Raw genomic sequence first — 26,886 nt, forward strand, 5'->3', positions numbered from 1 at the left:
AGAACATTGCAGGCAGGGAGCAACGCAGATGGCTGATTTTCAGACAAAACACGGGCTGGCAGTCGCTGACGCACTGGCAGAGTTCCTCGAAGAAAGTGCCCTGCCGGGAACCGGTGTGGACAGCGACACCTTCTGGAGCGGCTTTGCTGCGCTGATACATAATCTGGGCCCTGAAAACAAAGCGCTGTTGCAAAAGCGGGCAGACCTGCAGGACAGGATAGACGCATGGCATGTGGCGCGGCGCGGGCAGCCACACAATCACGAAGAGTACACCGCATTCCTGCGTGAGATCGGCTATCTGCTCGAAGAGGGTGGTGATCTTGAAGTGGATACCGACAATGTTGACCCGGAAATTGCAACCGTGCCGGGGCCGCAGCTCGTTGTTCCGATTACCAATGCGCGCTACGCCCTGAATGCCGCCAATGCGCGGTGGGGCAGCCTCTATGACGGTTTCTACGGCACTGATGCGATGGGAACGCCCGCACCCAAGGGCCCTTACGATCAGGGCCGGGGCGCGCGGGTCGTGGCACGTGCACGCGTGTTTCTGGACGAGGCCTTCCCTATTGAAGGGACGAGCCATGCGGATGCACGGCGCTACTACATCCACAAGGGCGCGCTGCTGATCGACGACCAACCTCTTGCCCAGCCTGAGAAATTCGTGGGTTTCACCGGACATCCCAAGGCACCGGACCGCATTGTGCTGCGCAACAACGGCCTGCACGTCGCGCTGGTGTTCGACCGAACGCATCCGATTGGCGGGCGCGATCAGGCGGGCCTTGCGGATGTCCAGATGGAGAGCGCGGTTTCGGCCATCATGGATTGCGAGGACTCGGTGGCCTGCGTCGATGCCGAGGACAAGGTCGTGGCCTACAGCAACTGGCTCGGCCTGATGAAGGGCGATCTGGAGGAAACCTTCGAAAAGGCCGGCGAGACGCTGACACGGCGATTGGCCCCCGATCACGTGCTGACAGGGCCGGAGGGCGACGAGGTTGTGCTCAAGGGCCGCGCGCTGATGCTGGTGCGCAATGTGGGTCATCTGATGACCAACCCTGCCATCCGCGACCGGGACGGCAACGAGGTCTTTGAGGGCTTGATGGATGCCATGATCACCACTTTGATCGCGATGCATGACCTGCAGCGCGCCGGGGGCAATTCGCTCACCGGGTCGGTTTATGTGGTCAAACCCAAGATGCACGGCCCCGAAGAGGTGGCCTTCACCGACCGCATCTTTACCCATGTGGAGCAGGTGCTGGGGCTGCCGCACAACACGGTCAAGCTGGGGATCATGGATGAAGAGCGCCGGACCTCCGTGAATCTCAAGGAATGCATCCGCGCGGCCAAATCGCGCGTGGCCTTTATCAACACGGGGTTTCTGGACCGCACCGGCGACGAGATACATACCTCGATGGAAGCAGGGCCTTTCAGCCGCAAGGATTTCATCAAACGCAAGACCTGGATCACCGCCTATGAAAACCAGAACGTCGATATCGGCCTGGAGTGCGGGCTGTCCGGCCGCGCGCAGATCGGCAAGGGCATGTGGGCAATGCCGGACATGATGGCCGCGATGCTGGAACAAAAGATCGAGCATCCGAAAGCGGGGGCAAATTGCGCCTGGGTGCCCAGCCCGACAGCCGCAACGCTGCATGCGCTGCATTATCACAAGATCGATGTCTTTGCCGTGCAGCAGAAGCTGAAAGCGGGCGGGCGGCGGGCCTATGTGGACACGGTGCTCAACATCCCGCTGGCAGAGTATCAGAAATGGACCGACAGTCAGAAGACGCGCGAGGTGGAAAACAACGCACAGGGAATTCTGGGTTATGTGGTCCGTTGGGTTGATCACGGCGTGGGCTGTTCGAAGGTCCCCGACCTCAACGATGTGGGCCTGATGGAAGACCGCGCGACGTGCCGGATTTCCGCTCAGCATATCGCGAACTGGCTGCATCACGGGGTGGTCGACGCACAGGAGGTGATGGCGGTGATGCGCAAGATGGCGGAGGTTGTGGATGGGCAGAACGCCGATGATCCGGCCTACCGGCCCATGGCGCCCGGTTTTGACGGGATTGCCTTTCAGGCGGCCTGCGATCTGGTCTTCAAAGGCCGCGCCCAGCCTTCCGGCTACACGGAGCCCGTGTTGCATGCGCGCAGGCTCGAGTTGAAGGCGTCCCGCTAAGCGCCGCGGCCATCCGCGGCAGGACAAGACCGATTTGAAAGGGAGTTAGACAATGGACATCACCTTGAGAAAAGCGCGCGCGATCATTCGCAAGACGCTGGAAAAAGGCCGCGAGATGGAGCTCAAACCGCTCTCGGTCATTGTGCTGGACGCAGGCGGCCATGTGCAGGCCTTTGAGCGTGAGGACGGTGCGTCGGTCGGTCGTTTTGCCATCGCGCATGGCAAGGCCTATGGCGCGGTGATGCTGGGAATGACCGGCACGGCGCAGGCGGAACGCGCCGCAACCGGGCCGCAGTTCATGGCCGCGATGAACGGCCTTTACGGCGGTCAGGTGGTCCCGGTACCCGGTGGCGTGCTGCTGCGTGGCAAGAAGGGCAATGTGATCGGTGCCGTCGGCGTCACCGGCGATCTGTCTGAAAACGACATGGCGGCGGCCCTGGCGGGGGTCGAAGCGGTTGGGTTGACGGGCGAGGGGTAAGCGTCGTCTGCGCTGAAAAATCAGGCAGCCGGAGGTGTTTTTGGCATTTGCGCACAGGCCTCTGCGCGCTCAGGGGCTGTTAACCACCCGTGTGCAAGGCTATATAACAGCGAAGCTTGCGAGAGGGAGCATGATGAACCGTCCGGTTGTCGGCATTATCGGCAATTTTTATCTGCTGAACGACGAGTACCCGGCCCATGCGGGCGGTACGATGAATTCCGCGGCCATTGCGGAGGTGTCGGGATGCATGCCGATGCTGATCCCGTCTGACCCGTCGTTTGTCTCCGTACCGGAGCTGATGGACCTGTGTGACGGGTTCCTGTTCACAGGGGGGCGGCCGAACGTGCACCCCGAAGAATACGGCGAGCCAGAAACCGAGGCGCATGGCGCATTCGACCGCGCGCGCGACACGGTGGCGCTGTCGCTGATCCGGGCCGCGACCGAGCGGGGGCAGCCCTTCCTTGGGATCTGTCGCGGTTTTCAGGAGGTCAATGTGGCGATGGGGGGCGCGCTTTACCCCGAGATCCGCGAATTGCCCGGACGCATGAACCACCGCATGCCGCCGGATGGGACGCTGGATGAGAAATTTGAGCTGCGACATACCGTGCGGTTTGCCCCGGGCGGCGTGTTTCACCGCTTGATGGGGGCCGAGGAGGTGATGACCAACACGCTGCACGGCCAGGGCATCAAAACGGCGGGGGACCGGGTGGTGATCGATGGCCATGCCGAGGACGGCACGCCAGAGGCGATTTATCTCGAGGACGCGCCCGGCTTCACGCTCGCGGTGCAGTGGCATCCTGAATACAAGGCCGCCGAAGATCCGGTGTCGCGCAACCTGTTCGGGGCCTTCGGCGAGGCGTGCCGCGCGTGGTCGCAAAGCCGCACACCCCGTCCCGCTCAGGTCGCATGAGCGGCCCCATAGCCCGACCTCACATCATCCCGCCCGCGATTTCAATGGCTTGACCGTTGACACTTTCGGCACCGGGCGACACCAGCCACATCGCGGCGGCGGCCACCTCAGCCGGGGCAATCAGACGTTTGTGCCGATTGGCAGAGGTCATCATCTCGCGTGCGTCCGCCGCGCTGACCCCGGCCCGCTCGGAGATGGACGCGGTATTGCGTGTGACAATCTCGGTGTCCACATAGGCAGGGCAAAGCGCGTTGAAGGTGTAGGGTCGGCCCAGATAATCCTCGCTCAACGCGCGGATCAGACCCACCACCCCATGTTTTGACGCTGTGTAGCAGGAGGCCCCCTGCAGGCCGCGCAGCCCGGCGACGGAGGAGACGGCGATCACGCGCCCCCAGTCCGTGCGCCGCATGGAGCGGAGCGCCTCGCGGAGGGTCAGGAAGGTGCCGTCGAGGTTGGTGGCCATTATGTCACGCCAGAAGGCCAGATCGGTCTTGTGCAGCGCGCGCCCCTCCGCAATCCCGGCATTTGCAATGCAGATCTGGATTGGCCCGCGGGCGGCCACCGCGCGTTGAAACGTGGCGATCACGTCGGCCTCATCACGCACGTCCATCGCCAGACCAAAGAGCCCTTCAACCTCCGCCGCGACCGCGTCCAGCACCGCTTGGCGCCGTCCGGTTATGGTGACCAGAACACCCGCCTCGGCCAGCGCGCGGGCGATGGCCAGACCAATGCCCGTCCCGCCTCCTGTGACAAGGGCGTGTTTTCCAGCCAGTTCCATCCGATTCCCTCCTGTGTTTGGGACAGCTTAAGGGGGCAGGGCGGCCCTGCAACCCTGTGCGGCAGGGATTGAACTCCACGGGCCGCCCGGCGTATATCGAAACAGCATCTTCACCCGGCTGCAGGACCGCAAGGCGCGCCGTGCGATCTGGGGGAGCCGTCCTGAAGGAGATCACCGATGAAATGGTTCGACATGCCCCCCCTCTGGCTGCTGGCCTTTGCTGTCATGGCCTATCTTCAGGCCCGGTTCTTTGATCTGGGGCTGAGCCTTGCCAATCCGGTCACGCTGCTGCTGTCGGGCCTTCTGGTGGGGGGTGGCATTGTTCTGACCGGCTTGGCGGTGCTGGAATTCAGACGCCACAGCACGACGATTGTGCCTCACCAGGTCCCCACGGAGCTGATCCAGACCGGTGTCTTCAAGCGCAGCCGCAATCCCATCTACCTGGCGGATGTCCTGCTGTTGCTGGGGTTGATCCTGTGGTGGGATGCGGTTTTGTCACTTGTGCTGGTGCCCATTTTCTTTTGGGTGCTGGAGACACGTTTTGTCATCCCCGAAGAGAACCGCATGCGCCGGACGTTCCGGGCCGATTTTGCACGATATGCCGAAAAAACACGGCGTTGGGTGTGAAATCTGCCCCGCTGTTAGCGCTCACAACAAAGCCGCACCTTGTGCCTCGGCCCCGATCCGGCTAGTGGACATCGCACTTCTGTGCACCAGATTGCTCAAAAACGTACGAAACGGGGGACCTCCAATTGAAGATCGGGACACCAAAAGAGATTTTTGAGGGTGAAGCGCGCGTCGCAATGACACCCGACAGCGCGCTGCAATTGCAAAAGCTCGGACATGACTGCGTTATTGAAACCGGCGCGGGTGAGAAGGCGGGATTTGCCGACAAGGCCTACAAAGACGCCGGTGTGTCGGTGGTCAAAACAGCCGCGGCCCTCTTTAAGGCCGCCGATGTGGTGGCCAAGGTGCGCGCGCCCTCGGATGCGGAAGTCAAACGCCTGCGCGAGGGTCAGACGCTGATCTCGTTCTTCAACCCGGCGGGCAATACCGAGCTGATGGAAGCGGCGGCCAAGAAAGGTGCCACCGTCATCGCGATGGATATGGTGCCGCGGATCAGTCGCGCGCAGAAGATGGATGCGCTGAGTTCCATGGCCAACATCGCAGGCTACCGGGCTGTGATCGAGGCGGGCAACAACTTTGGCCGTTTCTTTACCGGCCAGGTGACCGCTGCCGGCAAGGTTCCTCCGGCCAAGGTGCTGGTGGTCGGCGCTGGTGTGGCCGGTCTGGCCGCCATCGGCACAGCAACGAGCCTTGGCGCGATTACCTACGCCTTTGACGTGCGGCCCGAAGTGGCCGAGCAGATCGAGAGCATGGGAGCGGAGTTTGTCTTCCTCGAATTCGAAGAGGCGTCTCAGGACAGCTCGGCCACGGGCGGCTATGCGGCCCCTTCGAGCCCTGAATTTCGTGAAAAGCAGCTGGAAAAGTTCCGCGAGATGGCGCCCGATATCGATATCGTCATCTGTACGGCCCTGATCCCCAACCGCGAAGCGCCCGAGCTCTGGACCGAGGATATGGTCAAGATGATGAAGCCGGGATCGGTGATCGTCGACCTTGCCGCAGAGAAGGGCGGCAACTGCAAGCTGACGGTGATGGACGAGAAAATCGTCACCGACAACGGTGTGACCATCGTGGGCTACACGGATTTCCCAAGCCGGATGGCGGCGCAGGCCTCGACGCTTTACGCGACGAACATCCGCCACATGATGACGGATCTGACACCGGAAAAAGATGGCGTGATCCATCATAACATGGAAGATGACGTGATCCGCGGGGCGACGATCACCCACGCCTCGGAGGTGACCTATCCGCCGCCCCCGCCCAAGGTGGCGGCCATCGCGGCGGCCCCCAAAAAGGACAAGCCAAAGGAGTTGACCGCCGAGGAGAAGCGCGCCGAGGAAGTTGCCGCGTTCAAGAAGCAGACCCAGACACAGGTCGGGCTGCTGGCCCTGGGCGGTGCCTTGGTGCTGGCGGTGGGTCTGGTGGCCCCGGCAAGCTTCATGCAGCATTTCATCGTTTTCATCCTGTCGGTCTTTATCGGTTTCCAGGTGATCTGGGGCGTGGCGCACAGCCTGCACACGCCGCTGATGGCGGTCACCAATGCGATCTCCTCGATCATCATTCTGGGCGCGCTCATTCAGATCGGATCGAGTTCGCTGCTGATCACGCTGCTGGCGGCACTCGCGGTTTTCATGGCTTCGATCAACATATTTGGCGGTTTTCTCGTGACACGGCGCATGCTCGCCATGTTCCAGAAATCTTAAGGGGTAGGGGACAATGGACTTCGGATTTACGATAGCGGCCTATGCGGTCGCGGCAGTTCTCTTTATCCTCAGCCTGGGCGGTCTGAGCGGACAGGAAAGTGCCAAACGCGCGGTTTGGTACGGCATCGTCGGGATGGGCATCGCGGTTGTGGCGACGTTGATCGGCCCCGGACAGGGGCTTGGCATCGTCTCGATCGTGCTGATCGCTTTGGGGGCGGCTGTGGGCTATCAGTTGGCCACCAAGGTGCAGATGACCCAGATGCCCGAGCTGGTGGCGATCATGCATTCCCTTGTAGGGCTTGCAGCGGTCTTCGTGGGCTTTAATGCCGATATCATGATCAACACCGTGGCGGACCTCTATGCGGCCAATGGCGGCACGCTGGGCGCCACCCTGGACGATGGCATCACCGCCGTGGGCCTGCCCAAGGAGGTCCATGACGGGCTGTCGTCCTTTGGCCAGCTTATCGCCAAGAAATCCGGGGTGGAGATCGGCATCCTGCGGGTCGAGCTGGTGCTGGGCATCTGGATCGGGGCCGTGACCTTCACCGGGTCGGTCATCGCCTATGGCAAACTGGCCGGCAAGGTGGATACCTCGGCCAAGAAGCTGCCGGGGGGTCATCTGCTGAACGCTGGTGCCGCGGCGCTTTCACTGCTCTTTACGGTCATGTATCTGGGCGGTTCGGGCAGTTGGACGCTGGTGCTGCTCACGCTGCTGGCGCTGTTTATCGGCTATCATCTGATCATGGGCATCGGTGGCGCGGATATGCCGGTCGTGGTCTCCATGCTGAACAGCTATTCCGGCTGGGCGGCGGCGGCGATTGGTTTCTCGCTTGGCAACGACCTGCTGATCGTGGTGGGCGCGCTCGTTGGCTCTTCGGGCGCGATTCTCAGCTACATCATGTGCAAGGCGATGAACCGGTCGTTCATCAGCGTGATCCTGGGCGGTTTCGGCGGTCCGGCGGGCGAGCAGATGGCGGTCGAAGGCGAACAGGTGGCCATCGAAGCCGACGGTGTTGCGACGGCCCTGAACGAGGCCGATTCCGTGGTCATCATCCCCGGCTACGGCATGGCGGTGGCGCAGGCCCAGCAGGCGGTGTCCGAGCTGGTGCGCAAGCTGCGCGCCAAGGGCAAGACCGTCCGCTTTGCGATCCATCCGGTCGCGGGCCGGTTGCCCGGACACATGAACGTGCTGCTGGCGGAGGCCAAGGTGCCCTACGACATCGTGCTGGAGATGGACGAGATCAACGACGACTTCCCGGAAACGGATGTGGCCATCGTGATCGGCTCGAACGACATCGTGAACCCGGCCGCGCAGGAGGATCCCAACAGCCCCATCGCCGGCATGCCGGTGCTGGAATGTTGGAAGGCCAAGCAGGTGTTTGTATCCAAACGGGGGCAAGGCACAGGCTACTCCGGGATCGAGAACCCGCTGTTCTTTAAAGAGAACACGCGGATGTTCTACGGGGACGCCAAGGCGAGCCTGGATAAGCTGCTGCCGATGATCGACTAGAAACGGACGGGAAGGCCTTTGTGGCTTTCGGTTACCGCCAAAGTTACCAAACGCCCGGTACTTCCCGTACCGGGCGTTGCTTTTTCAGGGCTTGCCAAAAACGAGAGACCGGCATATATCTTACTATATTAGTCAGGATACGGGTCTCTCATGAACCTTCACTCGCTTGCCTTCACCGACACTGCACCGCAGCCAACCCCGGATCGGCCCGCATCCTGCGGGATCACTGCCCTACGTAAAAGCGGGCATGTTGCGCGGCTGCACGGTTCTTCGAATGATCCGCTTGTATCGGTGTTGCTGAGTTTGTCGTCTGTGCTGCACAAACGGCTGGTCTTTTTCGAAGACACTGCGCCTGAGGTTTCCTTTGACGAGGCATGGCTGCTTAACCTCTTTGACGCGGTGCGGGCAGGGGACAAAGACAGATACTGCTTTGCGCTGCTCAGCCGTATGAGCAAGGCAGATGCGGCAGAGATACATTTCGCGGTGTGCAAAGCGGCGTGGACACTGGACGCCGCAGCCTGAGGCTCTATGGTTAGGCCAGCCAGCCGCCGCCAGCCTCAACCATTCGAAAAGGAAATTGACAGATGACACAACCAGCGGCAGATCTCAGTCCGACGGCACGCGAAGCAATCACCGACGCTTTGAACCAATGCGTTGCAGAAACGACAGTGGTCACGATGATGGCGCAAAACTTTCATTGGAACGTGACAGGCATGGCGTTTGGCCCGCTGCACGATCTGTTCCAGACCATATACGAAGACCACTTTATCGCGCAGGATGACCTAGCGGAGCGGATCAAGGCGCTGGAGGCGCATGCCGAAGGAACCCTTGAGGGGATGCTGAAGCGGTCGAAGATTGCCGAACATGACGGACATGCGGATGACAAGACCATGATCGCGGCGATGCGTGATGCGCAGGTCGGGGTCGCAGCAACGCTGGCCGAAGCGGGCGCGTTGGCTGCCGAACACGGCGATACGCTGACCGAAGATCTCTGTATCGCGCGCGGTCAAACCCATGAGAAATTCGCCTGGATGCTGCGCGCTCTGCTCGGCTGATCATCCGCCTGACGAAATCGGGTTTGGCACACCTTTCTTGGCGCAGCGCCGCGCATAGGCACCCCGCCATGCCTTGTATTTGCCCAAGGCTTCCTGTTGGCGCATCAGCATCTGGACAAACGCCTGACGGTGTTTGTCCTTTTTCAAGGATTTGAACAACGACTTTTGCGTTTTGGTCATCGCACAGCCAATGCAGTGTCCCTGACGTTTGTACTTGCACACGTCAATACAGGGGCTTGGCACTTTACCCTTCATCACAGATCTCCCGGCAGTCTGGCAAAGATCGGGGCAGACCTTCGGACGCAATCGTGGGCCAGAAAAAAGCGGGGCAGACAAAGGGTATCATCATAGATAAAGTATCTGATAAAAATAATCGGGATTACAAGTCGAAACTTGATCGTGTGACGATCTATCCGGGACGCCTTCCGGTGTAGCGGGACAACGATGTAGCGGTTGTAGCGGGACAACGATTTCTGCAGTGAATGACAAAGATTTCTGCAGCAAACGATTTTTTTAGAACAAGGCTTAAAGTCTCGTTCAAGCGACAGCCAAACCCACAATACCCCCCGCATAGAAGCAAACGTCCCCGTCAGGCCGTCTGCAAGGATCACCCCATAGGTGCCCGAGGTCAACCGGACCTTCGTCGAGAGTTATGCCAAGGTCGGCAGAGCGGGACTTTGCTGCCGTTCGTGCCAGCTCATCGAATGTCCGCTTGTCTATCAAGTCATGCTCAAGCGTGTCCCGCAAAAAGGACGGCTAGCCCTTCTTTTGTGGCGACTTCGATTTGACGAACCGAACGAAGCCATCGAGCACTGGCGATGTCTTCGCTGGGTGGCAAGCAAGGGCGAGCGGTAGCTTAGGTGATTTGCCTTCGATCGGGATGAAAGCAACATCGTCGCGCCCCAGCTGCTTCATCGAACCGATTACGAATCCAACACCGTGACCTGCCCCAATGAGACCTAGAACGGCAATCGAGTTGCCGACCTCTTGCCGAATGCGGGGCGAGAAGCCTGCCTTGGTACACATTGCGATAATGCGATCATAAATAAATGGACCAGTGCGCCTTTCGACCAACACGAACTCCTCGCGCGCCAGATCGGCGACCCGAATTGACTTCCGGTCGGCGTACGGATGATCGCTTGGCAAAACGTTTACATAGGGTGCTACGCTGATTGGATGAAACTGAAGGTTTGGGGCGGCGGTCAAGGGATGAACGAAGCCCGCATCGAGGCGCCCAGTAGCAACTCCCTCTTCGATATCACCTGAAAGACCCTCTTTCAATTCGAGGCGAACATCTGGTCGCAGGCTGGCAAAATCCCGAAGCAACTTCGGAACGTCCCCAATGAATGAGACAGGCGTGTAGCCGATGCGAAGCTGGCCGGATAGACCGCTCGCGATGGAAACAGCTGTTTCGAATACGACGGCCGAACGTTCGAGCAGATCACGCGCATGGGGAAGGAATTGTCGCCCGGTCTCCAGAAGCGACACACCCGCACGCGAGCGGTCGAACAAACGCATCCCAAGTTCGTCCTCTAGGCGCGCGATTCGGATACTGAACGCGGGCTGGCTCACACCGAGTTCCGCAGCAGCTGATCGGAAGTTGAGCGTTCGCGCCAACGTGCAAAAGGCTTCGAGACCGCGAAGGTCCACGCCAGACACCTCCAGCTAATAAACAAAGACTATCAACTATAATCGCATCTTTATTGGAACAGATCAACCAAGCACCCCACTTCAGCGTAAATGCAACACGTTGAGGAGTTCGTTTATGTCCCCTGTCCACCGTTTTAACCACTCGACGGTGCTTCTCGCTTTCGGCCTTCTAGTATCACCATCGGTACTCGCCGCGCAGAACGCCCCGTTCGCAAATACTGATTTAGTCGCGCTCTCGGACGGTGCCATGGTAGCAACGGGTTACATTGACGGTCTTCTCGGCTCCCGAGCGCCGGACCTTTTGAGCGTTCTGAGTCGCAGCGCCGACGGCACATGGGTTCGAAGTGATGTCGACGTGTCCAACTCTGTTGCGACTTGGCCGAATGTGCTCGCCGTGACAGCCGACGGTCAAATCGCGATCTCGACAGAGCCATTCGCCCAGCCAGCGGAAGATGCCCGCGAGTTCAGCGAGATCGAGCAAGGCAACACGTTAACGGTCATAGACCTGTCCGACCGTGCCAATCCGACCGTGACCCAGACGGTCGAGGCTGCGGGTCCGCCAACCGCTATCGACATCCATCCTTCCGGGGAACTGATCGCAGTGACCTATGCGGCCTCGGGTCAAATCGCTCTCTACCCCTTCGAAGATCGGCAACTCGGCGAGCCGACAGTGCAGGATCTTGGGATTGAAGACATCGACAATACATTCGTTCCGGAAATCAAGTGGCACCCGTCCGGCGAGTTCGCGGCCGTAACGCTCGGCGGGGCAGCCAGGATCGCCTTCCTCCGGTATGCAGATGGTGTGTTGGAGCCATGGGGTGCGTCGATTTCCACGGCGCCGCTTCCAGGGAAGGGGGAGTGGAGTGCAGACGGGCGGCACTTCCTCGTCACCACGATCAACATTACCGGTGATCTTGCGCAGCTTGGCTATGGCCGCACCAGTAGCCTTCTCACTGTTGTGCGATTTGACGACAACGACGCACCAGACTCCGTACCGCGTCGCACCAACGACCGCTCGCCGACCTTCGAAAGCGAGCCAGTACAGCATGCAGTGGCTGCTGTCGCCCCCTTCGGGATGGGTTATGTTGAGAACTTCGCGATCTCTCCTGACGGCGCCTATGTCGTCGGCTTGAACATGGTCGCATCATGGCTGCCGAAAGACCATCCTGGTCACACAGATTATAGCGAGTTGACTGTCCTTGAGATCGATGTCGAGACCGGCGCAATCCAAGCTATCGGTGCGACGCGCCTACCGAACGTAACACTCCCGCAAGGCATCGTTTTCGATGATGAAGGACGTCATGTTGCAGTGACAAGCTACCAGGGGCCGGATGGTGGGCCTGGGCAGATTGAGTTCTGGTCGTTCACACCCGATGGTGATGATCCGTTTGCCCGTGTCGGCGATGCGATCCCCGCACCGCGCGGTGTGCACTTCCTAACGAAAGTCGCGCGTTAACATAGAGCCACGCGTTGTCAGCGCTAGATCGGGACCGCATTCATGAGGGCTAAATGAAACAAAAGCTGCTTATAATTGCACTGGCTGCGCTTGGCATTGCTGCTTACGCCGCCACAAGCCTCCCCGAAACAGATCGCTACGGCGAGATTTTTTTCGCCTATGCCCAAGTCGACCGTCCCAACGGTACGTATCGCCGAATGCTTGTCACACCAGAAACGATTGCTGCGGTACGAAAGGGTGAGCCGCTTCCGGACGGCACGCGCATTCTGATGGAGTCCTACTACTCGCAAGGTGAGGTCGGCACGGTGTTCCACAAACGCAAGGTGGCTGGCCAATGGCAGTACGGTTCGTTCTCCGGCTCAGGCGAACCAAACTTCGCCACAAGGCCGCAAGCTTCGTGCATCTCCTGTCATGTGACTGCGGCCGAGACAGACTTGACCTTCACGCGCCCCTCATTGGACGCGGCGTCGCAGTACGGCCTATCGCATTTCACATGCGACCGGGGTGGACGTTCACCTTGTGAGGCGCATGTCTATGTAGACGGCGCTGCACGTTGAGCATTTCGGCTCAGGGTTGTTTAGATCGACATGGTCTAGCAATGCGTCTGCTCCATTGGCTCACTGTGGTACTCGTACTCATACAGCTTGTTTTGGCCGGACTGAACGCTTGGCTCTATGAGCCGCGACCGATCCTGGCCGAAGCGCTCGTTCAGGCCCATATTTCCTTTGGCGCAATTCTCTTTGTCTTAACGATCGCGCGGATTGCAGTGCGCACCTTCGGCTATCGCGCACCACCAAGTGCTTCAAGTTGGCGTGTGGTCGCGGAAGCGGTGCAGCTGGTTCTCTACATCTGCCTGTTCATGCTGCCAATCTCGGGCTACATCCGTCTTGCCGCGCTAGGCTTCCCTATCGAATTGTTCGGCACGGTTACTCTTCCGACTATGTGGCCGACACCTGAACTCGCACTGCGGGCTGCAGCTGTACACAACGCGATCGCACGCATTTTGATAGGCGCCATACTAATCCATTTTGCCGGCGCTCTATTTCACCGTCGACTGACCGGCGAAGACATTGCTCACCGGATCGGTTTCGGCAGCAGAACGTGAAGCTCATGTTTGGCGCAATCGCGCGGTATGTTTGCGCGAAGCGCTCCGGGCGCTGGCTATGCTGTGAAGCTGCCATTCGCATACGATGCAGCATCGGTCGCTCTGGGTTCCGATCAGTCGTTGGCCTCCGCCAGCAATGCAGCCTCGCCCGGTCTCTCGGGCGGGGCTGATGTCGCGGTGCTCAGTCGCCGTTCTTGCGGCGGGCCCGCGACCAGATGAGGCTGAAGGTTTCCTCGCCGCCTTCGACGACCGTGTCATCGAAGAGGTTGGCGTAGATCGGTTGGGTGAAGCTCGGATCGTCCAGCTTGAGGCTGAGATAGTCGCGGCTCTCGTTCGAGCGCTTCGACCAGGCGGCGCCGATCTCGGCGCCGCCTGGTCCAAGACCCTGTGGGAGGGGGCGTTCTCGCCTGAGGTGCTGTCCTCGGGGACGATGCGGACGTTCTGCGCCTGCACGTTGAGGGTGACGATTTCTCCGACGTATTCGTTGCCGGTCTTCTTGAAGGTTCCGATGGTGGCCATGTCATTTCTCCTATTGGCTTTCGATCCCGCGCCCGTCGCGGTCTCGATGGCGATCGTCAGGACCGGGACGATCCGCCGACGCAGCCCTTGGCCCGCAGCGCATGCGAAGGACGCCGGGGGCGGACTTTCTTGGACCCGTCAGGGTCGTCCCGCGAGGAATGGGCACAAGCCCAGGGGAAGAAAGTCCGAACCCGGCGTTGCGGCTGAGGCGGTCGAGGCGTCAGCCGATCCCGGTCAGATCAGCCCATTGAGAGGCCGTGACGGACGCGGGTGACGAGGGCATGGGAGAAATGACCGCCACCTTCGGACCGGGCAATCCACCGGCCACTTCAATCGGAGAATGACAGGCTCTGGCGTGCAGAACGGCCAGAGCGGGCCAGTTACCAGACACGAACCGCAACACGAGAATGCTCCCTCCCGCCGGGTCTTCGTCGCGCTTGATGCTGCGCTGTCGGCTCGAGGCTAGGAAGCGGGATCAAACGCGCTCTTTCAAACGCTCGTATCCTAGTGAAGCTCTATCGCATGATTGTTCGAGCCGATGGAGGTCGGTTTTGAGCCCATCATCGACCAATGCTGCAGAGCGCACGAACGACAGCTTCGACGCCCAGCGGTATGGCTGTTGGGTGTTCCGCTTGACACTAGATCTGCCGCCGGGTGTGGCTCAGAAAGCCGGAACGAACTCGTTTGAACAACCCCAGCGTTCCCCGTGGCCGTCCCAGATAGGTACCACCCTAGCATTACCTTGGTTTGGAAACAGACGTGACCTCCTTCACCAAAAGGACGGCGTCTACTCGCGCATCCAGATCTGCCATCAAGTCCTCTCGGGTCGCACCAGCACGGGCGCGGATGGCCTGAGCGTTCATCATGTCGATCGTTAGGGTCGCGCGGGTCGCCGGAGTGGGGCAAGCGGTCAAAAGCCCATTCGACGTTGCAGCAGCAAACCGATTGGTGAGCCGAGCGGCTGTTCCCTCCATCACCTGTGAAAGGAACGAGGCCACCCTCGTGTCCTGCGTCGCGACGGTTCCAGCGCAGCACGCGAAGAGACAACCGGGAGGCATGTCGGGTGCAGTATTGCTGCGCAAAGACGTCTCTAGGAACGCGCGCGTCGCAGTCTGGATGTCGATAGCTCTCTCGAACGCAACCATCGGATCAGCACCGATCGTCTCGCCATAGCGGCCGAGCGCACGCAGGAACAGCGCGTCCTTGTCGCCGAATGCTGCGTAAAGGCTCGGCCGCGACAGGCCCATCGCTCCGGTCAGATCGGTAAGCGAAGCACCGTCATAGCCGCGCTCCCAGAACAGGCGGACCGCGGCGTCGAGTGCGGCCTGTCGATCAATAATTCTGGGACGGCCGCGCCCGCGGCGGGGGGTATCAGCGGGGATATCTGACATTTACGTTACTGACCTGCATAATATTCTAGACTTGGTGGCATCGCAGGAATATACGTCAGGTCGGTAAAGTTAATCAAGAAGGACCATGCTATGCAGCTTTCCGGCAAGATCGCCCTCGTGACGGGCGCGACCACGGGCATCGGTCGTGCCACCGCCGAACGGTTCATCGAGGATGGGGTGACAGCCCTGATTATCACCGGCCAGGACCAAGCCCGGCTGAAGACGGCCCGGGCCGAGTTGGCCGAGCACGGCGTTCCGGTTACCGCGATCTGCTGGCGCGCTGACACGCCGACCGATAGTGTGGCGCTGGCCGAACGGGTGATGGCCGAGCATGGACGGCTGGATGTCGTCTTTGCCAATGCTGGCGTCACTTGGCCCGCTCCCTTGGGCCAGATCGAAGCGGAGGCAGCGCAGGCGCAGTTCATGGTGAACGTGATCGGCCCGCTGCTGCTGGTGCAGGCACTTTCGCCGCTCTTTTCCGAGGGCAGTTCGGTCATCTTGAACACGTCCTGCCTCAACGTGCTGGGTATGCCTGGCATGGCGGTCTATTCGGCGACCAAGGCCGCACTGCGCTCGGTGGCACGGACGCTGTCGGTCGAACTGGGTACGCGCGGGATTCGGATCAACAGCGTGGCGCCGGGTCCCATCGAGACGCCGATCTATAGCAAGCTGGGTATGTCCGAGGCCGATTTTGCGGAGATGGGCCAGGGCATCATCGCTCAGGTGCCCGCAGGTCGCTTCGACAAATCCTCTGAAATCGCCGCAGCCGTCGCGTTCCTAGCCTCCGACGGCTCCTCTTACATGCGCGGTGCCGAGATGCCCGTGGATGGCGGTTGGTCGAGCCTCTAAGAGCGACTGGTGGCGTAGGCCGAGGAACGCTTTAGCGGCCCGCAAAAGCCTCACGAAAACTGATACGAAACTACCCTGGGCCAAGGACGCCCCCACACATGGAGCCTTTCATGCCGGTCAAACATCCATCTTCGTCCAAATTCCGCATTTTGCTCATGTCGATCATGACTGTCCTGTTCGTTGGGATAATGACGTCCTTACCGGCCTCTGCCTTAGAATTAGGAGGCGGCTACACCATACGGACCTACGCGTCGCCTGATCCGGACTCGGTCAATTCGCACTTCATCGAGACCCCGGGCGGCGTCATCGTCATCAGCGCCCAGCGAACGTTCTCTGAGGCAAATCGGGCGATCGCTCGTGTAGAGCGGATCGGTAAGCCGGTGATCGCGATCGTCATCCCTGTGCCCCACACCGATCATTTCGGCGGGTTGACGCGCTGGAAGGATGCGTGGCCGGATGCCGACATCCTCGCGGCCGAAGCGACGATCACCAGTATGCGAACGGATGGCGAAGGCTACATTGCCAGCCGCAAGGACGCTCTCCGCGACGATTTTCCCAGTCAGGCCGAAGTTTTGGCTGCACTTCCGAATATCGTGGTGACTGACGGTCAAGAGATCGACGTCGACGGTCTGTCAATGCGCTTCCATGATCTTCCTTCGAATAACGCCCCAACGAACACCATGGTCGAACTTCCTGACCACGATGTTCTCTTTGCCAGCGAAGTGGTCGAGGATGGGATCACCCTCTTCCTCAAAGATGCGGATTTGGACGTCTGGCTCGATCAGCTTGATGCGCTCGAAGCTGATTTAGCAGACTACCGTGTCTTTTATCCGGCGCATGGTAGCCCGGGTGCGCCGGGCCCATTGATTGCCGCCGCGAAGGCTCACTTGGAGTTTTACAGAGACGGCATAGATGCCGCCCTCGCAGACGACGGGATTGTAGACGAGCGCGAGACCGCAGACCTCGTCGCACGCATAGAAGCAGCCTATCCAGACCATGCCCAGGTCGCGCGATTGCTGCGCTCCGACCTGATTGCCGCAAACATCGGCTGGCAGACAGAGCGGCGCAGCGCCGAATGATCCTCAGCATTGCCTTGGATCGCGCCTCATCGGGACGTTACTGCAGGGTATGGCCGGCTGAAACGGACGTTCGTGCATAGCGCAGCAAAAGCCTGCTTTGTCCCGCTCAGCGATCGTTCGCGAACGAACTCGCCTGCATGGCGTCTGTGTGCTGCCCATCATCCTCACCGATGGGGTCGGCGAGGCTTGCGATCCGCACCCAAGCGGTTCCGGCGGTGACGATCCCGCCGATGATGGCGAAGGCCAGCGTCCAGCCTTCGGAAGCACCGCCGATCTGCGACAGTCCCTTGATCGCCGAGAACCCGGCAACGCCCGCAGGGGCCGCGAAGAGCGCGCCGATGGCGAGGCGGATCGGGACGGACTGGACCTTGGCGAAGACGATCTGCCCAATGAGGTAGGTGAAGACGGCGGCAAACATACCAGCCACTAATGCCGCGATCACGCCCGCCTCGGTGTCGTAGACATACATGCCGACGCTCATCCCGACAAAGGCGGGCAGCGCGTAGACAGCGAGTGCGAACAACACCCAGACGAGGAAGCCGAGGCCGATGACACTCAGGAAAGCTGATACGAACATGGGCGGTCTCCTCTCATGGGATGCGCCTCCACCACCGCCACGGCGCTGGCAAAGAATAGCACAGAGGCGGTGTTCACGGAATATTCCCGCTGGGCGCATCGCGATGCGATCTGCGCATCACGGGTCATGACGACCCGCCTTTCGCCGCGCGGAAATCGTAGAGCGGGATGCCGAGCAGCTTGGCCTTGTCGGCAAGATTGTCGGTGATGCCCGAACCGGGGAAGACGATGAGCCCGATCGGCAGGGTTTCCAGAAGCTGATCGTTGCGCTTGAACGGCGCGGCCTTGCCGTGGCGACTCCAGTCGGGCTTGAAGACGATCTGCTGGCATTTGCGATTGTCCGCCCAGCAGGCGGCGATGCGTTCCGCACCCTTGGACGAACCGCCATGCAGGAGCACCATGTCGTCATGTTTGGCGCGCACTTTGTCGAGGGCGGCCCAGATGGCTCCGGTGTCGCTCACGTCCTGTCCGCCGGTGAAGGCGATCTTGGTGCCCGTTGGGATGAGCGGTTCGAGCTCAATCTTGCGCTTGGCTTCGAGATAGTCACGGCTGTCGATCATCGCGGCGGTCATGTGCTTTCGATTGACGTGGCTGTCCGAGCGCGGATGCCAGGTCTGGCCGAGATGCGCTTCGAAATGCTCGGCAGCGAGGTCGCGCATGCCGTCATAGGCATTGCGCTGTTCGGTAAGCGTCAGCCCTTCGGCGGTGAGGCGTTCCAGTTCGACCGAGCGGACTTCGGAGCCGTCCTGGCTGCGCTGCGCGCGTCGCTGCGCCTGTTCGTTATCGTCGAGCTTGCGATCGATGCGGGTCGCCATGCGGTGAAAGACGTTGGTGGTGGACCAGAGCAGATCTTCGAGATCGGGTTCCAACCGTGTATCGCCGAGGGCGACCACGAGTGCATCGAAGATGTCGGTCATCGCGGCGTGGACGGTGTCTGGCTCCGGCAGCGGCCTTGGATCGGGTTCGTCGGCGAAGGGTCGATGTCCGAAGAGCTGCAATTCGTCGAAGACGAGGGCTGTGGCGGAACGGGTGTCGGGTTCGTGCTGGTTCATGGGCGTTGGGCCTCCTTGTCGCTGACCGCGCCCCGCGCGGCCTTCATGGGCGACGGAAAGCGGGACGCGACCGGGCCTGCATTCCGCGGCAGCGGGACCGGAGCGTCAGCGGAGGATGGCGGAGGCGGCGCCGTTTTGGATCGCGATGCAAAGCCGGGGCACCCGGCGGCGGAAAACGGTGTCGCCGCAGCCATTGCCGGACCGGGCGGGATCCGCTCCGGCTCGCCCCTCTCGGGAAGACCGTCAGGCGCGGCACTGTGACATGAGGTTCATGCTCCGGTCCAACTGACGAGACCGGTTCTGGACCTCAGCCAAGTTCAGCAGCGAGAAGCCTTGGGACATCGATCGGCGAGAGCTAGGGGTGCAGATGGTTTCGCAGCTGCTGGACGTCGTGCTTTCGAAGATCGCTGTTGAAGTCGTCGAGCATCGGCCTGAGCGGAATGAGTTCGACATCGCCGTCTGTCAGACGTTCGCTCAGAGCGTCGAATGCCGCCTGACCCGCAGAGTCATCGTCGATGGCGACACAGAGTCTACGGAGATGAGCGGGCGGGTCGAAGGCTGCCAGATGGTTGCTCGATAGCGCCGCCGCGACCGGCAAGTCGTCAAGTGCCAGCCTGAGGGACAGCATGGTCTCCAGCCCTTCGCCGACAGCGAGGATGTCGGAGGGCGCGCCGATCCTGACCGCCTGACCGAGCAGATTGCCCATGGCTTTGCGATTGAGATCGAACGGGGCCTTGTCGGTAGTTGCTGGGTTGAGCCAGGTTCGATGAACGCCGGTCAGGGTTCCGGCATTGTCGGTGACTTTCGCGAGCAATGCAGGCCAAGCATCTGGCCTCTCGCCGGCGACAGCATCTTCCCGCCAATAGTAGCAGTTGGGATGGAAGCGAAGCGCGCTGACGCTTCGAAGGTCGGTCAATCCGCGTGCGGAGAGATAGCGCTCAGCCAGTGTCCCTGCGATCGGTTGGCCCATCGCCCAGAGCCGTCGTGCGGCCTCGGGCGATCCGCGCCCAGCTGGTGTTTGCGTCGCTCTCGCAGGTGGCTCGGGTCTCGGCAAGCTGAGAAACCGTCGCGCCTCTTCGAGCGTATCTCGAAGGGTCGAGAGATTGAGGTTGGCGGCAATGAGGTCGAGCAGATCGCCGTGCTCGCCTGTGGCGGCATCGGTCCATTTTCCCGCGGCGCCGGGGCCGGATGAAGGTCCGGTTAGCCGAACATAAAGACTGCGCCCCGGCGTGTTCTGAACGTCACCAACCAGCCAATAGCGGCCATTCTTTCTGCCGTTCGAGAGATAGTGACGGCAGACGTTTTCCGCCTCGCGGCTGAGCTTCTGCGCCAGGGATGATGCCGGACTGTCCATGGACGCCTCCAGTGCTTGCGACAAAAAGGGCCTGCCGCGTCCGACAGGCCCCAGGTCGAGGGAGTTTGGGGGAAGGGTCTCCCTCGGTTGGTGGTCGCTGGTCTCCGAGAGGATTGGGCGAAGGCGGCCCCAGCGACGGTTCAATCATCGCCCAATCGAGCGCATCGAACCATCGACCGTGCGCCGCCGGACGCCTGCCTTTGTCCGATCACTCGGCGGCTTGGAGTGCGACCGCCTCTTCGTTGTCCTCGACGGCGGCTTCGTCCGGTGTGACATCGCCGTCATCGACGATTTCGAACTCTGGCTCTTCGGGCTGATCGACCAGCGGCGGCGTGCGCAGTGGCTCGGGCAGCCAATCTGTTCCGGCGAGCAGTTCTTCCGCGGCTTCGACCATGTCGGGCTTCTTGAACTTGGCGATCCGGTCGGCGTCCTTGTCGCCCTTCGCCTCGCGCACCGCGGCGAGGATCTGCGCCTTGGTCACGCGGCCGAGATAGCTGTCTGCCGTCGGCGTCCAGCCCGCCTTCACCATGTCGAGGCCCAGCGTCGATGCGAGAATGTCGGCATGCGCGATCTGGCGCGGCTTGCGATAGTGCGGCTCCTGCACGGCGTTGACCGTCATCGCCACGCAATGGGCGAAGAGCGCGTCGCGGCTGTCGCTGTCCCATTCGGCCAGGACGTCCCACAGATCTTCCGGTTGCTTCGGAAGGTTGCCCGCCCAGGTCTCGATGCCGAGATCGATCGATTGGACATAAGCAGCGTCGCCGAGGTTCGGGGCCTGCGATCCAAACTGCGTGGAGCGCGGGCTGATCTCGATGCAGCTGTCCTGGCCGTAATGGTAGAAGAGTGACAGAACCATCGCGTGGAGACAGGCGAGCCGCGCGAGTTCGGGATCGCTCGCCAGCGCATTGCGCAGTGCCATCGTGCGATGTACGGTCAGATCGCAGACGAGACGGTCCGACAGCGGCTTGGTGCCGTCATCGTCGTCTTCCTCGTCCGGGTCGGTGGCCTGGCCAGTGCCGTCGACGGCATCGTCATGGCTCACCCGATCAGCCGCGTCGCCTTCTGGATCGACGTCGGTCTCCACCACCGGCTCATCTTCGGGCCGGACATAGCCGCGCTCGACACGCAGACCACCAGAGCTGTCGATGCTGACGAAGGCGCCCGCGATGGCATAGTCCTCCGCCTCAAATCGGATGGGCCGGTTCTGCAGCGCTTCCATCGCCGTTTCGATCTCGCCCAAGCGTTCATCGACCTCTTCGGGAAGTTCGTCCGCTTCGGCGTAGTCCTCTTCGAGCTTGTCATATTCGGCCTTGAGCGCCTCATATGTGTTCTCTTCCTCCTTGCTCATCGGCTCGGCTTCGCCGCGAATGCGCCGTAGGTCGTAGGTGTGGCCATAAGGAAAGTCGGTCGCGACCTCGATCCAGTGCCAGCCTTCGGCGCGGATGGCTTCGGCTTCCTCGTTCAGCTTTTCGGTGACCATGGTCTCCAGCAGCGCTGCATCTTGCAGCCAACCGCCATCGTCGGTCTGGAACAGGTCGCGCAGCACTTCGCCGCCCGCCTCGACATAGTTGTCGAGCCCGACGAATTGCGCTCGCCGGTCGGAGGCGTGCACGGCGCCTTCGGTCAGCATCCGGTGGATTTCATAGGGCTGCTTCGAATATTGCTGCTTCAGCACCTCCCAGACCTGTTCCTGGCGTTCGTGATCGGGATTGACCGTGAAGGCCATGAGCTGGTCGAGGGTCATCTCCTCCTCGGCATAGGCGTCGAGCAGTGTCGCCGAGACGGCGGCCAGCTTAAGGCGCTGCTTGACGACATTGACCGAGACGAAGAAGGCGGCAGCAATCTCTTCCTCGGATTTGCCCTTCTCGCGCATCGCCTGGAAGGCGCGAAACTGATCGAGCGGATGCAAGGGTGCCCGCTGAATGTTCTCGGCGAGACTGTCTTCTTCGGCCAGACCGTCCGTGCGCACGATGCAGGGCACCGGTGCGGTCTTGTTGAGCCGGCGTTGCTTCACGAGGAGTTCGAGCGCGCGGTAGCGACGCCCGCCCGCCGGGATCTCGAACATGCCGGTTTCTGCGCCATCGTCGTCGAGGACAGGTCGGACCGTGATCGACGACAGGAGCGTGCGCCGGGCGATGTCTTCGGCCAACTCTTCGATCGACACGCCGGCCTTGATCTGGCGGACGTTGGACTGGCTGAGCACCAGCTTGTTGAAGGGGATGTCGCGCGAGGCGCTGAGGGTGATCTTCTTGGTCTTCGTCATAGGATTTCTCCGTGACGGGCGGTCGCGAAACTCTCTCTGACCTCCAAACCCGTCACGAAAAACCCCGCCTCCCTCTCACTCTCGTCGTCGCAACGCCTCCCGGAGCGGCCCGAGGACGATCCCCACGAAGTCGGTTGCAACATGGGCAATGATGTTGGCGAAGAGATCGCCATGCCAGAGGAAGAAGACGGTCAGCACAGCGCCGGAGATCACCGTCGTCAGCGCTGGGCCAGGCCCCCATAACGGAAGATGCGCCAGCCCGAAGGCAAGAACGATGACGGCGGCCGCCACATAGGCATCGCCAAGCAAAGATGTGAGGATGGCGAGTGCCACTCCTCGATAGAGGATTTCCTCGGCAGCGCCGCCGATCAGAACTGCAATGATCAGATACCAGACTGGAAGGCGCGAAAGATCGGAGAGTGTCGCTTCGAAGCCCGAGAGGCCAAGCCAATGCGGGAGCCGCATGAGAAGCGGACCGAGCGCGAGGATGAAGAAGGCGGCCATGCCAGCTGCCCAGAGAAGCGTCCCCAGGTCTGGTGTCTGAAAACCGATCGAGCTCAGGGAGTACCTGCCACCAAAGTTGAACAATACCAGGACAAGCGCCACGAGGCCGAGGAGCATTGCCTGGCACAATAGATTGGTCGACAGCGCCGCCGGTCGTGCAGACATCCGCGTTCCGTAGACGGCGATGAGCGGCGGTCCGGCCAAGGCAAGTGCTGCAATCAGAATGTCAGGCATCTGCTCCATGATCCACCCATACCATGCCACCCAATGGCGGTTCAGCTTGTATCCCGCCTCTCGGTCGGAGGCGGGATCGGGAGATCAGGCGCTCATGCAGCCTGTTCGAGCAGCTTCTTGGCGCGGGTCTCCATGGTCAGCCGCGGATCCTGCTGCGGCTTGGATCGGGCGACGGCGGTGATGCCCTGCACGAAGTCGAAGACGCTTTCGGGTGGGCGGCCTTCTTCGGCCAGCACCGTCTCGACGATCTTGCCGGTCTCCGCCTTCGAGAAGCCGCGCTTGCGCAGGAAGTCGGTGCGATCGTCGTCACTGCGGGCGACGATGCGCCCGCGTGCCATACGAATGCCTTGGATGAAGGGTTGCGGCGAGGAGTCGGCGAAGTTCGCCAGTGCTGGCGCTGCCTCATGCGCGAAGCGGCCCGCGGCGTATTTCGAGTGCCGGATCGTGATCTCCTGGAAGTCCTCGACGCCCCAGAGATTGCGGTTCTGGCAGACGGCGCGGAGATAGAAGCTCGCGATACCGAGCGTCTTGGCCCCGACCTCCGAGTTCCAGCAGTAGAACCCCCGGAAGAAGAGATCGGGCGATCCGTCGGGCAGCGTGCCCGCCTCAATCGGGTTCCTATCGTCGACCAGGAAGAGGAAGACATCGCGATCCGAGGCGTAGAGCGTGGTCGTGTCCTTGCTGACATCGACCATCGGGTTGTAGACCCCGGTCGACCAGTCGAGCACGCCCGGCACCTTCCAGCGCGTGTCGCCGACACCATCGCCGGCGATGCGCTGGACGGCTGAGACGAGTTCGTGATCGTAGATGCGGCCGTAGTCGGGGCCGGTGACGGCGCGCAGTTCGGTACGGCCGTTTGCGACCTCCATCGTCTTGACCTGCCCGGCGCGGTGGTTGGTGAGGCCGTATTGCAGATTGATGCCGGCGAGCGGTGCGGGAAGCTGGCGCAGATAGGCCGCCGGCGCGCCGACCAGGCTCGCGAGCTGGCCGAAGCTCCAGTGTGTCGGCGCGACGGGTGCCTCGGCGTCCGGCAGGACGAGCGCCAGGCTCGAAGGATCGTCGCGATGGGCTTCGACGCGGATGGCGGCGCTTTCGACCGTCCGCGTCCGGCTCCGATCGGCGCGGCCCTTCACCGAGGCGTAGAGGTCCGAGAGCGAGAGGTACTTCTCGTCGTCGGGCCGCGAAAACCATTCGGACGATGCCCGCCCGTCGTGCCCGCCGCGGGACATATCCACCTTGTAGCCGCCGCTCTCGGGGCGGCCGGTGATTATTTCTGTTGCTGTCATGGCTGTTCTCCATGACGGGCGGTCCGAGAGCCTCTCTCTCGACCTCCAAACCCGTCACGGCGACAGCCGCAGACCTTTCACTTTCAAAATAGACGGCGTTGTGGACGTCCTTACGTGACATGGCTCCACCAAAGCTGTGGTCCTGCCGCAGGCGAAACGTCCGAATCCTGCATGCATTTTTGTCACAGAGATTGATAGGAAGAAGGAATTATCGTGCATGTGAGGTGCGCGATAATTCTTGACATTCAAGCGCAGACATGGAATTAACGCGCATCTGAAATGCGAGAAAATGCCATGTCTATCTATCTTGTTGGCGAGACCATTGACGCCAAACAGGCGCATCTTCGCGCCCAGGCGGGAAATCTGATCCAGCTTGTGCGTGGCGTCTATGTTGCGCATGACGCCGATATAGACCGGGAGATCCTCTCGCACGCAGTCCGCATTGCGCATTACCTCTATCCGACCGCCTATCTCTCCTCTGCAAGCGCATTCCTTCTGGCGCCAACGGAAGATGGTCGGCTGTTTATCAGCGGGAAGCGGAATCAACGGACGCGATTGCGCAATGTTGAAATTGTCCAGAATCAAGCTCCCGCGCACCCTTCAACCGCTCCCGCCATCATCGGCGACGAGCTCGGCGAGGTACATCTGCAGGTCGCCTCGCCACGACAACGTTTTTTGGAAGCCTTTCGATTAAGAAGCGAACATGCCAGTGCAATCACATCAGATATGCGCAGACAGATGGCCGAGCGACTGATCGAGGAGCATGGCTCCCCCAAAGCGGCAGCCGATGCCACGTGGGCCTTGGCGCGGGAGAATGGCTGGTATCGGGAAGGCGAAGGGGCAGAGCGGTTTCTGTTGACCCAGCCGGGCACGGCCAAGCCGCCCGCCAACAAGGCGGCGCTCGATTTGCTGATCGCCTGGCATGGTGAGCCATTGGGGCAGTTGACCCATGATGGTTTTGAATGGCGCTGGACACCCCGAAAGAGGCAAGGTCCTGTGCTTGTGCGCGAAACAACGCCGGGCAAGCTTCCTGCTTTCGTGGAGTCACTCCTGCCGGAAGGATGGCTTGCGCAGATTCTCCATGACCGCGATGAACGTGAGGCCCTGCGGCGCGGTCGGCGCTATATGTCCAACATCACGATTGTCGAAAGCCGCGCGGAATTGGCGGAATTGCCTGCCGATGTGCTGACCAATCCATTGTCGCGGTTCACCGATGCAGGACGTTTTACCGGTCATTATGCGGGACCGGCGCGCGGCGAAATCGAAGAGACATTCGAGCAAAACCTTGCACGCGTATTTGCGCGGGCGGAGACACCGCGCTTGTCGGGTGTTCAGATCAAGGCCCCGATGAGTCTCATGACTGATGGCGCGCTGGTGCCCGCGATCGATCAGCCTTTCACACATATTCTCAAACCCGCAGGCACGGCAGGGTTTGAAACGCTGCCGATTGTGGAATGGCTCTGTCTGGAGCTGGGACGTGTCGCGGGCTTTGATGTGCCCGCTGCGGCGCTGATCGAGATGCCGGATGGCATGCCACCGGCGCTGGTGGTGGAACGGTTCGACATCCGGCACGGTTCCGACGACATGCGCCGGTTTGCACTGGAAGACTTCTGCTCCATTCTCGACCTGCCCGCGTCTGCTAAATATGATGGCACCATCGAACGCATGGCCAAAGGGTTGCGGCCGTTGTCGACGGATCCCGCTGCTGATCTTGATATCTTGTTCCGGCGCGCCGTCTTTGCCTGGCTCGTCGCGGATGGCGACATGCATCTCAAAAATCTCGCCATGCTGAAAATAGCCGACCCGGAATCAAAGAACTTCACCTCGGTCCGTTTTGCGCCCCTTTATGATGCGGTGACAACACGGGTCTTCCCTGGTCTTGCCACCGACCGCATGGCGCTCAAGCTCAACGGCAAGGATGATCGGTTGACAATGGCGGATTTTCTGGCACTCGCCCGGACGATTGGTTTGCCAATGGGTAACGCCGAGGCAGCGGTGAATGCGCTAACGACGACGCTGTTGGAACATGGGGCAGAGATGGACTTACCAGAGTTTGCTTCACAGCTAGAAACTGCGACAAGGGTAAGGCGGCAAGTCCGCGCTTTTGTGTGCGGCCGTTCTTCCGATCTCACAGCACAGTGATATCTTACGTAGTAAGGCTGAGCGTCTCGGTGGCGGCTTTGACGTGAGGGGCGGAAACCGGACTTACGCAGTGACGTGCTCCCCTGAAAAGTCCTCGATTTAGGGTTAGTCTGTTCTCCAACTGAGGAGACAGATGATGAAGAGAAGCCTTCAGTGAGTTGGAATGGGACCGTGGCCCCAGTGGGGCCGCGTAAGCCC

General features: G+C 61.1%; 27 protein-coding genes. 15 read left to right on the forward strand and 12 right to left on the reverse strand.

Annotated features, from left to right (window positions below; genetic code table 11):
• Positions 1-28 precede the first annotated feature (28 nt).
• The 3 genes from H7847_RS21105 (at position 29) to H7847_RS21115 (ending at position 3,558) form a co-directional block, all read left to right on the forward strand.
• Positions 29-2,170, forward strand: coding sequence for a malate synthase G (locus H7847_RS21105; protein ID WP_227271472.1), 2,142 nt, complete (start codon positions 29-31; stop codon positions 2,168-2,170).
• 52 nt (positions 2,171-2,222) lie between these two features.
• On the forward strand, positions 2,223-2,648 hold the full coding sequence (locus tag H7847_RS21110; protein WP_227271473.1) for a GlcG/HbpS family heme-binding protein: 426 nt from the start codon (positions 2,223-2,225) through the stop codon (positions 2,646-2,648).
• 133 nt (positions 2,649-2,781) lie between these two features.
• Entirely contained in the window at positions 2,782-3,558 is a 777-nt protein-coding gene (locus H7847_RS21115; protein ID WP_227271496.1) for a gamma-glutamyl-gamma-aminobutyrate hydrolase family protein, read from the forward strand.
• A gap of 19 nt (positions 3,559-3,577) precedes the next feature.
• Here the strand turns inward: H7847_RS21115 and H7847_RS21120 are convergent, their stop codons facing one another.
• On the reverse strand, positions 3,578-4,336 hold the full coding sequence (locus tag H7847_RS21120; protein WP_227271474.1) for an SDR family NAD(P)-dependent oxidoreductase: 759 nt from the start codon (positions 4,334-4,336) through the stop codon (positions 3,578-3,580).
• Between the two features lie 177 nt (positions 4,337-4,513).
• Here H7847_RS21120 and H7847_RS21125 point away from each other — a divergent pair, with 177 nt between their 5' ends.
• The 5 genes from H7847_RS21125 (at position 4,514) to H7847_RS21145 (ending at position 9,228) form a co-directional block, all read left to right on the forward strand.
• Positions 4,514-4,963 (forward strand): methyltransferase family protein, encoded by a 450-nt coding sequence (locus tag H7847_RS21125; RefSeq protein WP_227271475.1) that lies wholly within the window; start codon positions 4,514-4,516, stop codon positions 4,961-4,963.
• A gap of 125 nt (positions 4,964-5,088) precedes the next feature.
• Entirely contained in the window at positions 5,089-6,663 is a 1,575-nt protein-coding gene (locus H7847_RS21130; RefSeq protein WP_227271476.1) for a Re/Si-specific NAD(P)(+) transhydrogenase subunit alpha, read from the forward strand.
• Positions 6,664-6,676: 13 nt separating this feature from the next.
• Positions 6,677-8,173 (forward strand): NAD(P)(+) transhydrogenase (Re/Si-specific) subunit beta, encoded by a 1,497-nt coding sequence (locus tag H7847_RS21135; protein ID WP_227271477.1) that lies wholly within the window; start codon positions 6,677-6,679, stop codon positions 8,171-8,173.
• Between the two features lie 150 nt (positions 8,174-8,323).
• Complete coding sequence (locus tag H7847_RS21140) at positions 8,324-8,695, forward strand: hypothetical protein (protein ID WP_227271478.1); 372 nt, start codon at positions 8,324-8,326, stop codon at positions 8,693-8,695.
• A gap of 62 nt (positions 8,696-8,757) precedes the next feature.
• Positions 8,758-9,228: a Dps family protein gene (locus H7847_RS21145; protein WP_227271479.1), complete on the forward strand. Its 471-nt coding sequence runs from the start codon at positions 8,758-8,760 to the stop codon at positions 9,226-9,228.
• Here the strand turns inward: H7847_RS21145 and H7847_RS21150 are convergent, their stop codons facing one another.
• Positions 9,229-9,483, reverse strand: coding sequence for a DUF1289 domain-containing protein (locus H7847_RS21150; RefSeq protein ID WP_227271480.1), 255 nt, complete (start codon positions 9,481-9,483; stop codon positions 9,229-9,231).
• 501 nt (positions 9,484-9,984) lie between these two features.
• A complete protein-coding gene (locus tag H7847_RS21155) occupies positions 9,985-10,887 on the reverse strand; it encodes a LysR family transcriptional regulator (RefSeq protein WP_319799788.1) in 903 nt (300 codons plus the stop codon).
• Between the two features lie 106 nt (positions 10,888-10,993).
• On the opposite strand from H7847_RS21155, the gene H7847_RS21160 reads away from it, so the two are divergent.
• The 3 genes from H7847_RS21160 to H7847_RS21170 are packed head-to-tail and all read left to right on the forward strand — an operon-like array spanning position 10,994 to position 13,439.
• Complete coding sequence (locus H7847_RS21160) at positions 10,994-12,334, forward strand: lactonase family protein (protein ID WP_227271482.1); 1,341 nt, start codon at positions 10,994-10,996, stop codon at positions 12,332-12,334.
• Positions 12,335-12,387: 53 nt separating this feature from the next.
• Positions 12,388-12,891, forward strand: coding sequence for a cytochrome P460 family protein (locus H7847_RS21165; protein ID WP_227271483.1), 504 nt, complete (start codon positions 12,388-12,390; stop codon positions 12,889-12,891).
• A complete protein-coding gene (locus tag H7847_RS21170) occupies positions 12,888-13,439 on the forward strand; it encodes a cytochrome b (protein WP_264479666.1) in 552 nt (183 codons plus the stop codon). The genes H7847_RS21165 and H7847_RS21170 overlap by 4 nt, the downstream gene beginning before the upstream one ends.
• Positions 13,440-13,442: 3 nt before the next feature.
• On the opposite strand, the gene H7847_RS21175 is transcribed toward H7847_RS21170, so the two are convergent.
• Both H7847_RS21175 and H7847_RS21180 read right to left on the reverse strand, forming a co-directional pair.
• The gene (locus H7847_RS21175; protein ID WP_455115533.1) at positions 13,443-13,958 is read right to left on the reverse strand and encodes a DUF736 family protein; all 516 of its coding nucleotides are present in this window, start codon (positions 13,956-13,958) and stop codon (positions 13,443-13,445) included.
• A gap of 737 nt (positions 13,959-14,695) precedes the next feature.
• On the reverse strand, positions 14,696-15,349 hold the full coding sequence (locus tag H7847_RS21180; protein WP_227271485.1) for a TetR/AcrR family transcriptional regulator: 654 nt from the start codon (positions 15,347-15,349) through the stop codon (positions 14,696-14,698).
• A gap of 90 nt (positions 15,350-15,439) precedes the next feature.
• Here H7847_RS21180 and H7847_RS21185 point away from each other — a divergent pair, with 90 nt between their 5' ends.
• Entirely contained in the window at positions 15,440-16,198 is a 759-nt protein-coding gene (locus H7847_RS21185; RefSeq protein ID WP_227271486.1) for an SDR family oxidoreductase, read from the forward strand.
• Positions 16,199-16,296: 98 nt separating this feature from the next.
• A complete protein-coding gene (locus H7847_RS21190; RefSeq protein ID WP_227271487.1) occupies positions 16,297-17,277 on the forward strand; it encodes an MBL fold metallo-hydrolase in 981 nt (326 codons plus the stop codon).
• Between the two features lie 106 nt (positions 17,278-17,383).
• Here the strand turns inward: H7847_RS21190 and H7847_RS21195 are convergent, their stop codons facing one another.
• Both H7847_RS21195 and H7847_RS21200 read right to left on the reverse strand, forming a co-directional pair.
• Positions 17,384-17,854 carry a hypothetical protein gene (locus H7847_RS21195; protein WP_227271488.1) on the reverse strand — a complete coding sequence of 157 codons (471 nt, stop codon included), beginning with the start codon at positions 17,852-17,854 and terminating at the stop codon, positions 17,384-17,386.
• Positions 17,855-17,978: 124 nt separating this feature from the next.
• A complete protein-coding gene (locus H7847_RS21200) occupies positions 17,979-18,770 on the reverse strand; it encodes a DUF2493 domain-containing protein (RefSeq protein ID WP_406676029.1) in 792 nt (263 codons plus the stop codon).
• 6 nt (positions 18,771-18,776) lie between these two features.
• Between H7847_RS21200 and H7847_RS21205 the strand changes: the two genes are divergently transcribed.
• Positions 18,777-19,166, forward strand: a complete 390-nt coding sequence (locus H7847_RS21205) for a hypothetical protein (RefSeq protein WP_227271498.1) — start codon at positions 18,777-18,779, stop codon at positions 19,164-19,166.
• A gap of 94 nt (positions 19,167-19,260) precedes the next feature.
• On the opposite strand, the gene H7847_RS21210 is transcribed toward H7847_RS21205, so the two are convergent.
• The 5 genes from H7847_RS21210 to H7847_RS21230 form a co-directional block, all read right to left on the reverse strand.
• Positions 19,261-20,259, reverse strand: a complete 999-nt coding sequence (locus H7847_RS21210; RefSeq protein ID WP_227271489.1) for a DUF7146 domain-containing protein — start codon at positions 20,257-20,259, stop codon at positions 19,261-19,263.
• A gap of 208 nt (positions 20,260-20,467) precedes the next feature.
• Positions 20,468-22,522, reverse strand: a complete 2,055-nt coding sequence (locus H7847_RS21215; RefSeq protein ID WP_227271490.1) for a ParB/RepB/Spo0J family partition protein — start codon at positions 22,520-22,522, stop codon at positions 20,468-20,470.
• 75 nt (positions 22,523-22,597) lie between these two features.
• A complete protein-coding gene (locus H7847_RS21220; protein WP_227271491.1) occupies positions 22,598-23,269 on the reverse strand; it encodes a CPBP family intramembrane glutamic endopeptidase in 672 nt (223 codons plus the stop codon).
• A gap of 83 nt (positions 23,270-23,352) precedes the next feature.
• A complete protein-coding gene (locus H7847_RS21225) occupies positions 23,353-24,546 on the reverse strand; it encodes a DUF932 domain-containing protein (protein WP_227271492.1) in 1,194 nt (397 codons plus the stop codon).
• A gap of 54 nt (positions 24,547-24,600) precedes the next feature.
• Positions 24,601-25,131, reverse strand: coding sequence for a hypothetical protein (locus H7847_RS21230; RefSeq protein ID WP_227271493.1), 531 nt, complete (start codon positions 25,129-25,131; stop codon positions 24,601-24,603).
• A gap of 153 nt (positions 25,132-25,284) precedes the next feature.
• Between H7847_RS21230 and H7847_RS21235 the strand changes: the two genes are divergently transcribed.
• Complete coding sequence (locus H7847_RS21235; protein WP_227271494.1) at positions 25,285-26,688, forward strand: HipA domain-containing protein; 1,404 nt, start codon at positions 25,285-25,287, stop codon at positions 26,686-26,688.
• The last annotated feature ends 198 nt before the right edge of the window (positions 26,689-26,886 follow it).

The sequence above is a fragment of the Roseobacter weihaiensis genome, from assembly GCF_020622345.1.
GTDB classification, from domain to species: Bacteria; Pseudomonadota; Alphaproteobacteria; order Rhodobacterales; family Rhodobacteraceae; genus Roseobacter; species Roseobacter weihaiensis.

What these genes read in the sequence shown, in the direction of transcription:
- H7847_RS21145 (WP_227271479.1), top strand. Translation starts at nt 8,758, where the DNA reads ATGACACAACCAGCGGCAGATCTCAGTCCGACGGCACGCGAAGCAATC.
- H7847_RS21110 (WP_227271473.1), top strand. Translation starts at nt 2,223, where the DNA reads ATGGACATCACCTTGAGAAAAGCGCGCGCGATCATTCGCAAGACGCTG.
- H7847_RS21215 (WP_227271490.1), bottom strand. Translation starts at nt 22,522, where the DNA reads ATGACGAAGACCAAGAAGATCACCCTCAGCGCCTCGCGCGACATCCCC.
- H7847_RS21125 (WP_227271475.1), top strand. Translation starts at nt 4,514, where the DNA reads ATGAAATGGTTCGACATGCCCCCCCTCTGGCTGCTGGCCTTTGCTGTC.
- H7847_RS21220 (WP_227271491.1), bottom strand. Translation starts at nt 23,269, where the DNA reads ATGGAGCAGATGCCTGACATTCTGATTGCAGCACTTGCCTTGGCCGGA.
- H7847_RS21160 (WP_227271482.1), top strand. Translation starts at nt 10,994, where the DNA reads ATGTCCCCTGTCCACCGTTTTAACCACTCGACGGTGCTTCTCGCTTTC.
- H7847_RS21180 (WP_227271485.1), bottom strand. Translation starts at nt 15,349, where the DNA reads ATGTCAGATATCCCCGCTGATACCCCCCGCCGCGGGCGCGGCCGTCCC.
- H7847_RS21185 (WP_227271486.1), top strand. Translation starts at nt 15,440, where the DNA reads ATGCAGCTTTCCGGCAAGATCGCCCTCGTGACGGGCGCGACCACGGGC.
- H7847_RS21225 (WP_227271492.1), bottom strand. Translation starts at nt 24,546, where the DNA reads ATGACAGCAACAGAAATAATCACCGGCCGCCCCGAGAGCGGCGGCTAC.
- H7847_RS21165 (WP_227271483.1), top strand. Translation starts at nt 12,388, where the DNA reads ATGAAACAAAAGCTGCTTATAATTGCACTGGCTGCGCTTGGCATTGCT.
- H7847_RS21120 (WP_227271474.1), bottom strand. Translation starts at nt 4,336, where the DNA reads ATGGAACTGGCTGGAAAACACGCCCTTGTCACAGGAGGCGGGACGGGC.
- H7847_RS21200 (WP_406676029.1), bottom strand. Translation starts at nt 18,770, where the DNA reads ATGACCGACATCTTCGATGCACTCGTGGTCGCCCTCGGCGATACACGG.
- H7847_RS21190 (WP_227271487.1), top strand. Translation starts at nt 16,297, where the DNA reads ATGGAGCCTTTCATGCCGGTCAAACATCCATCTTCGTCCAAATTCCGC.
- H7847_RS21175 (WP_455115533.1), bottom strand. Translation starts at nt 13,958, where the DNA reads ATGGCCACCATCGGAACCTTCAAGAAGACCGGCAACGAATACGTCGGA.
- H7847_RS21115 (WP_227271496.1), top strand. Translation starts at nt 2,782, where the DNA reads ATGAACCGTCCGGTTGTCGGCATTATCGGCAATTTTTATCTGCTGAAC.
- H7847_RS21235 (WP_227271494.1), top strand. Translation starts at nt 25,285, where the DNA reads ATGGCCGAGCGACTGATCGAGGAGCATGGCTCCCCCAAAGCGGCAGCC.
- H7847_RS21195 (WP_227271488.1), bottom strand. Translation starts at nt 17,854, where the DNA reads ATGTTCGTATCAGCTTTCCTGAGTGTCATCGGCCTCGGCTTCCTCGTC.
- H7847_RS21150 (WP_227271480.1), bottom strand. Translation starts at nt 9,483, where the DNA reads ATGAAGGGTAAAGTGCCAAGCCCCTGTATTGACGTGTGCAAGTACAAA.
- H7847_RS21210 (WP_227271489.1), bottom strand. Translation starts at nt 20,259, where the DNA reads ATGGACAGTCCGGCATCATCCCTGGCGCAGAAGCTCAGCCGCGAGGCG.
- H7847_RS21105 (WP_227271472.1), top strand. Translation starts at nt 29, where the DNA reads ATGGCTGATTTTCAGACAAAACACGGGCTGGCAGTCGCTGACGCACTG.
- H7847_RS21140 (WP_227271478.1), top strand. Translation starts at nt 8,324, where the DNA reads ATGAACCTTCACTCGCTTGCCTTCACCGACACTGCACCGCAGCCAACC.
- H7847_RS21135 (WP_227271477.1), top strand. Translation starts at nt 6,677, where the DNA reads ATGGACTTCGGATTTACGATAGCGGCCTATGCGGTCGCGGCAGTTCTC.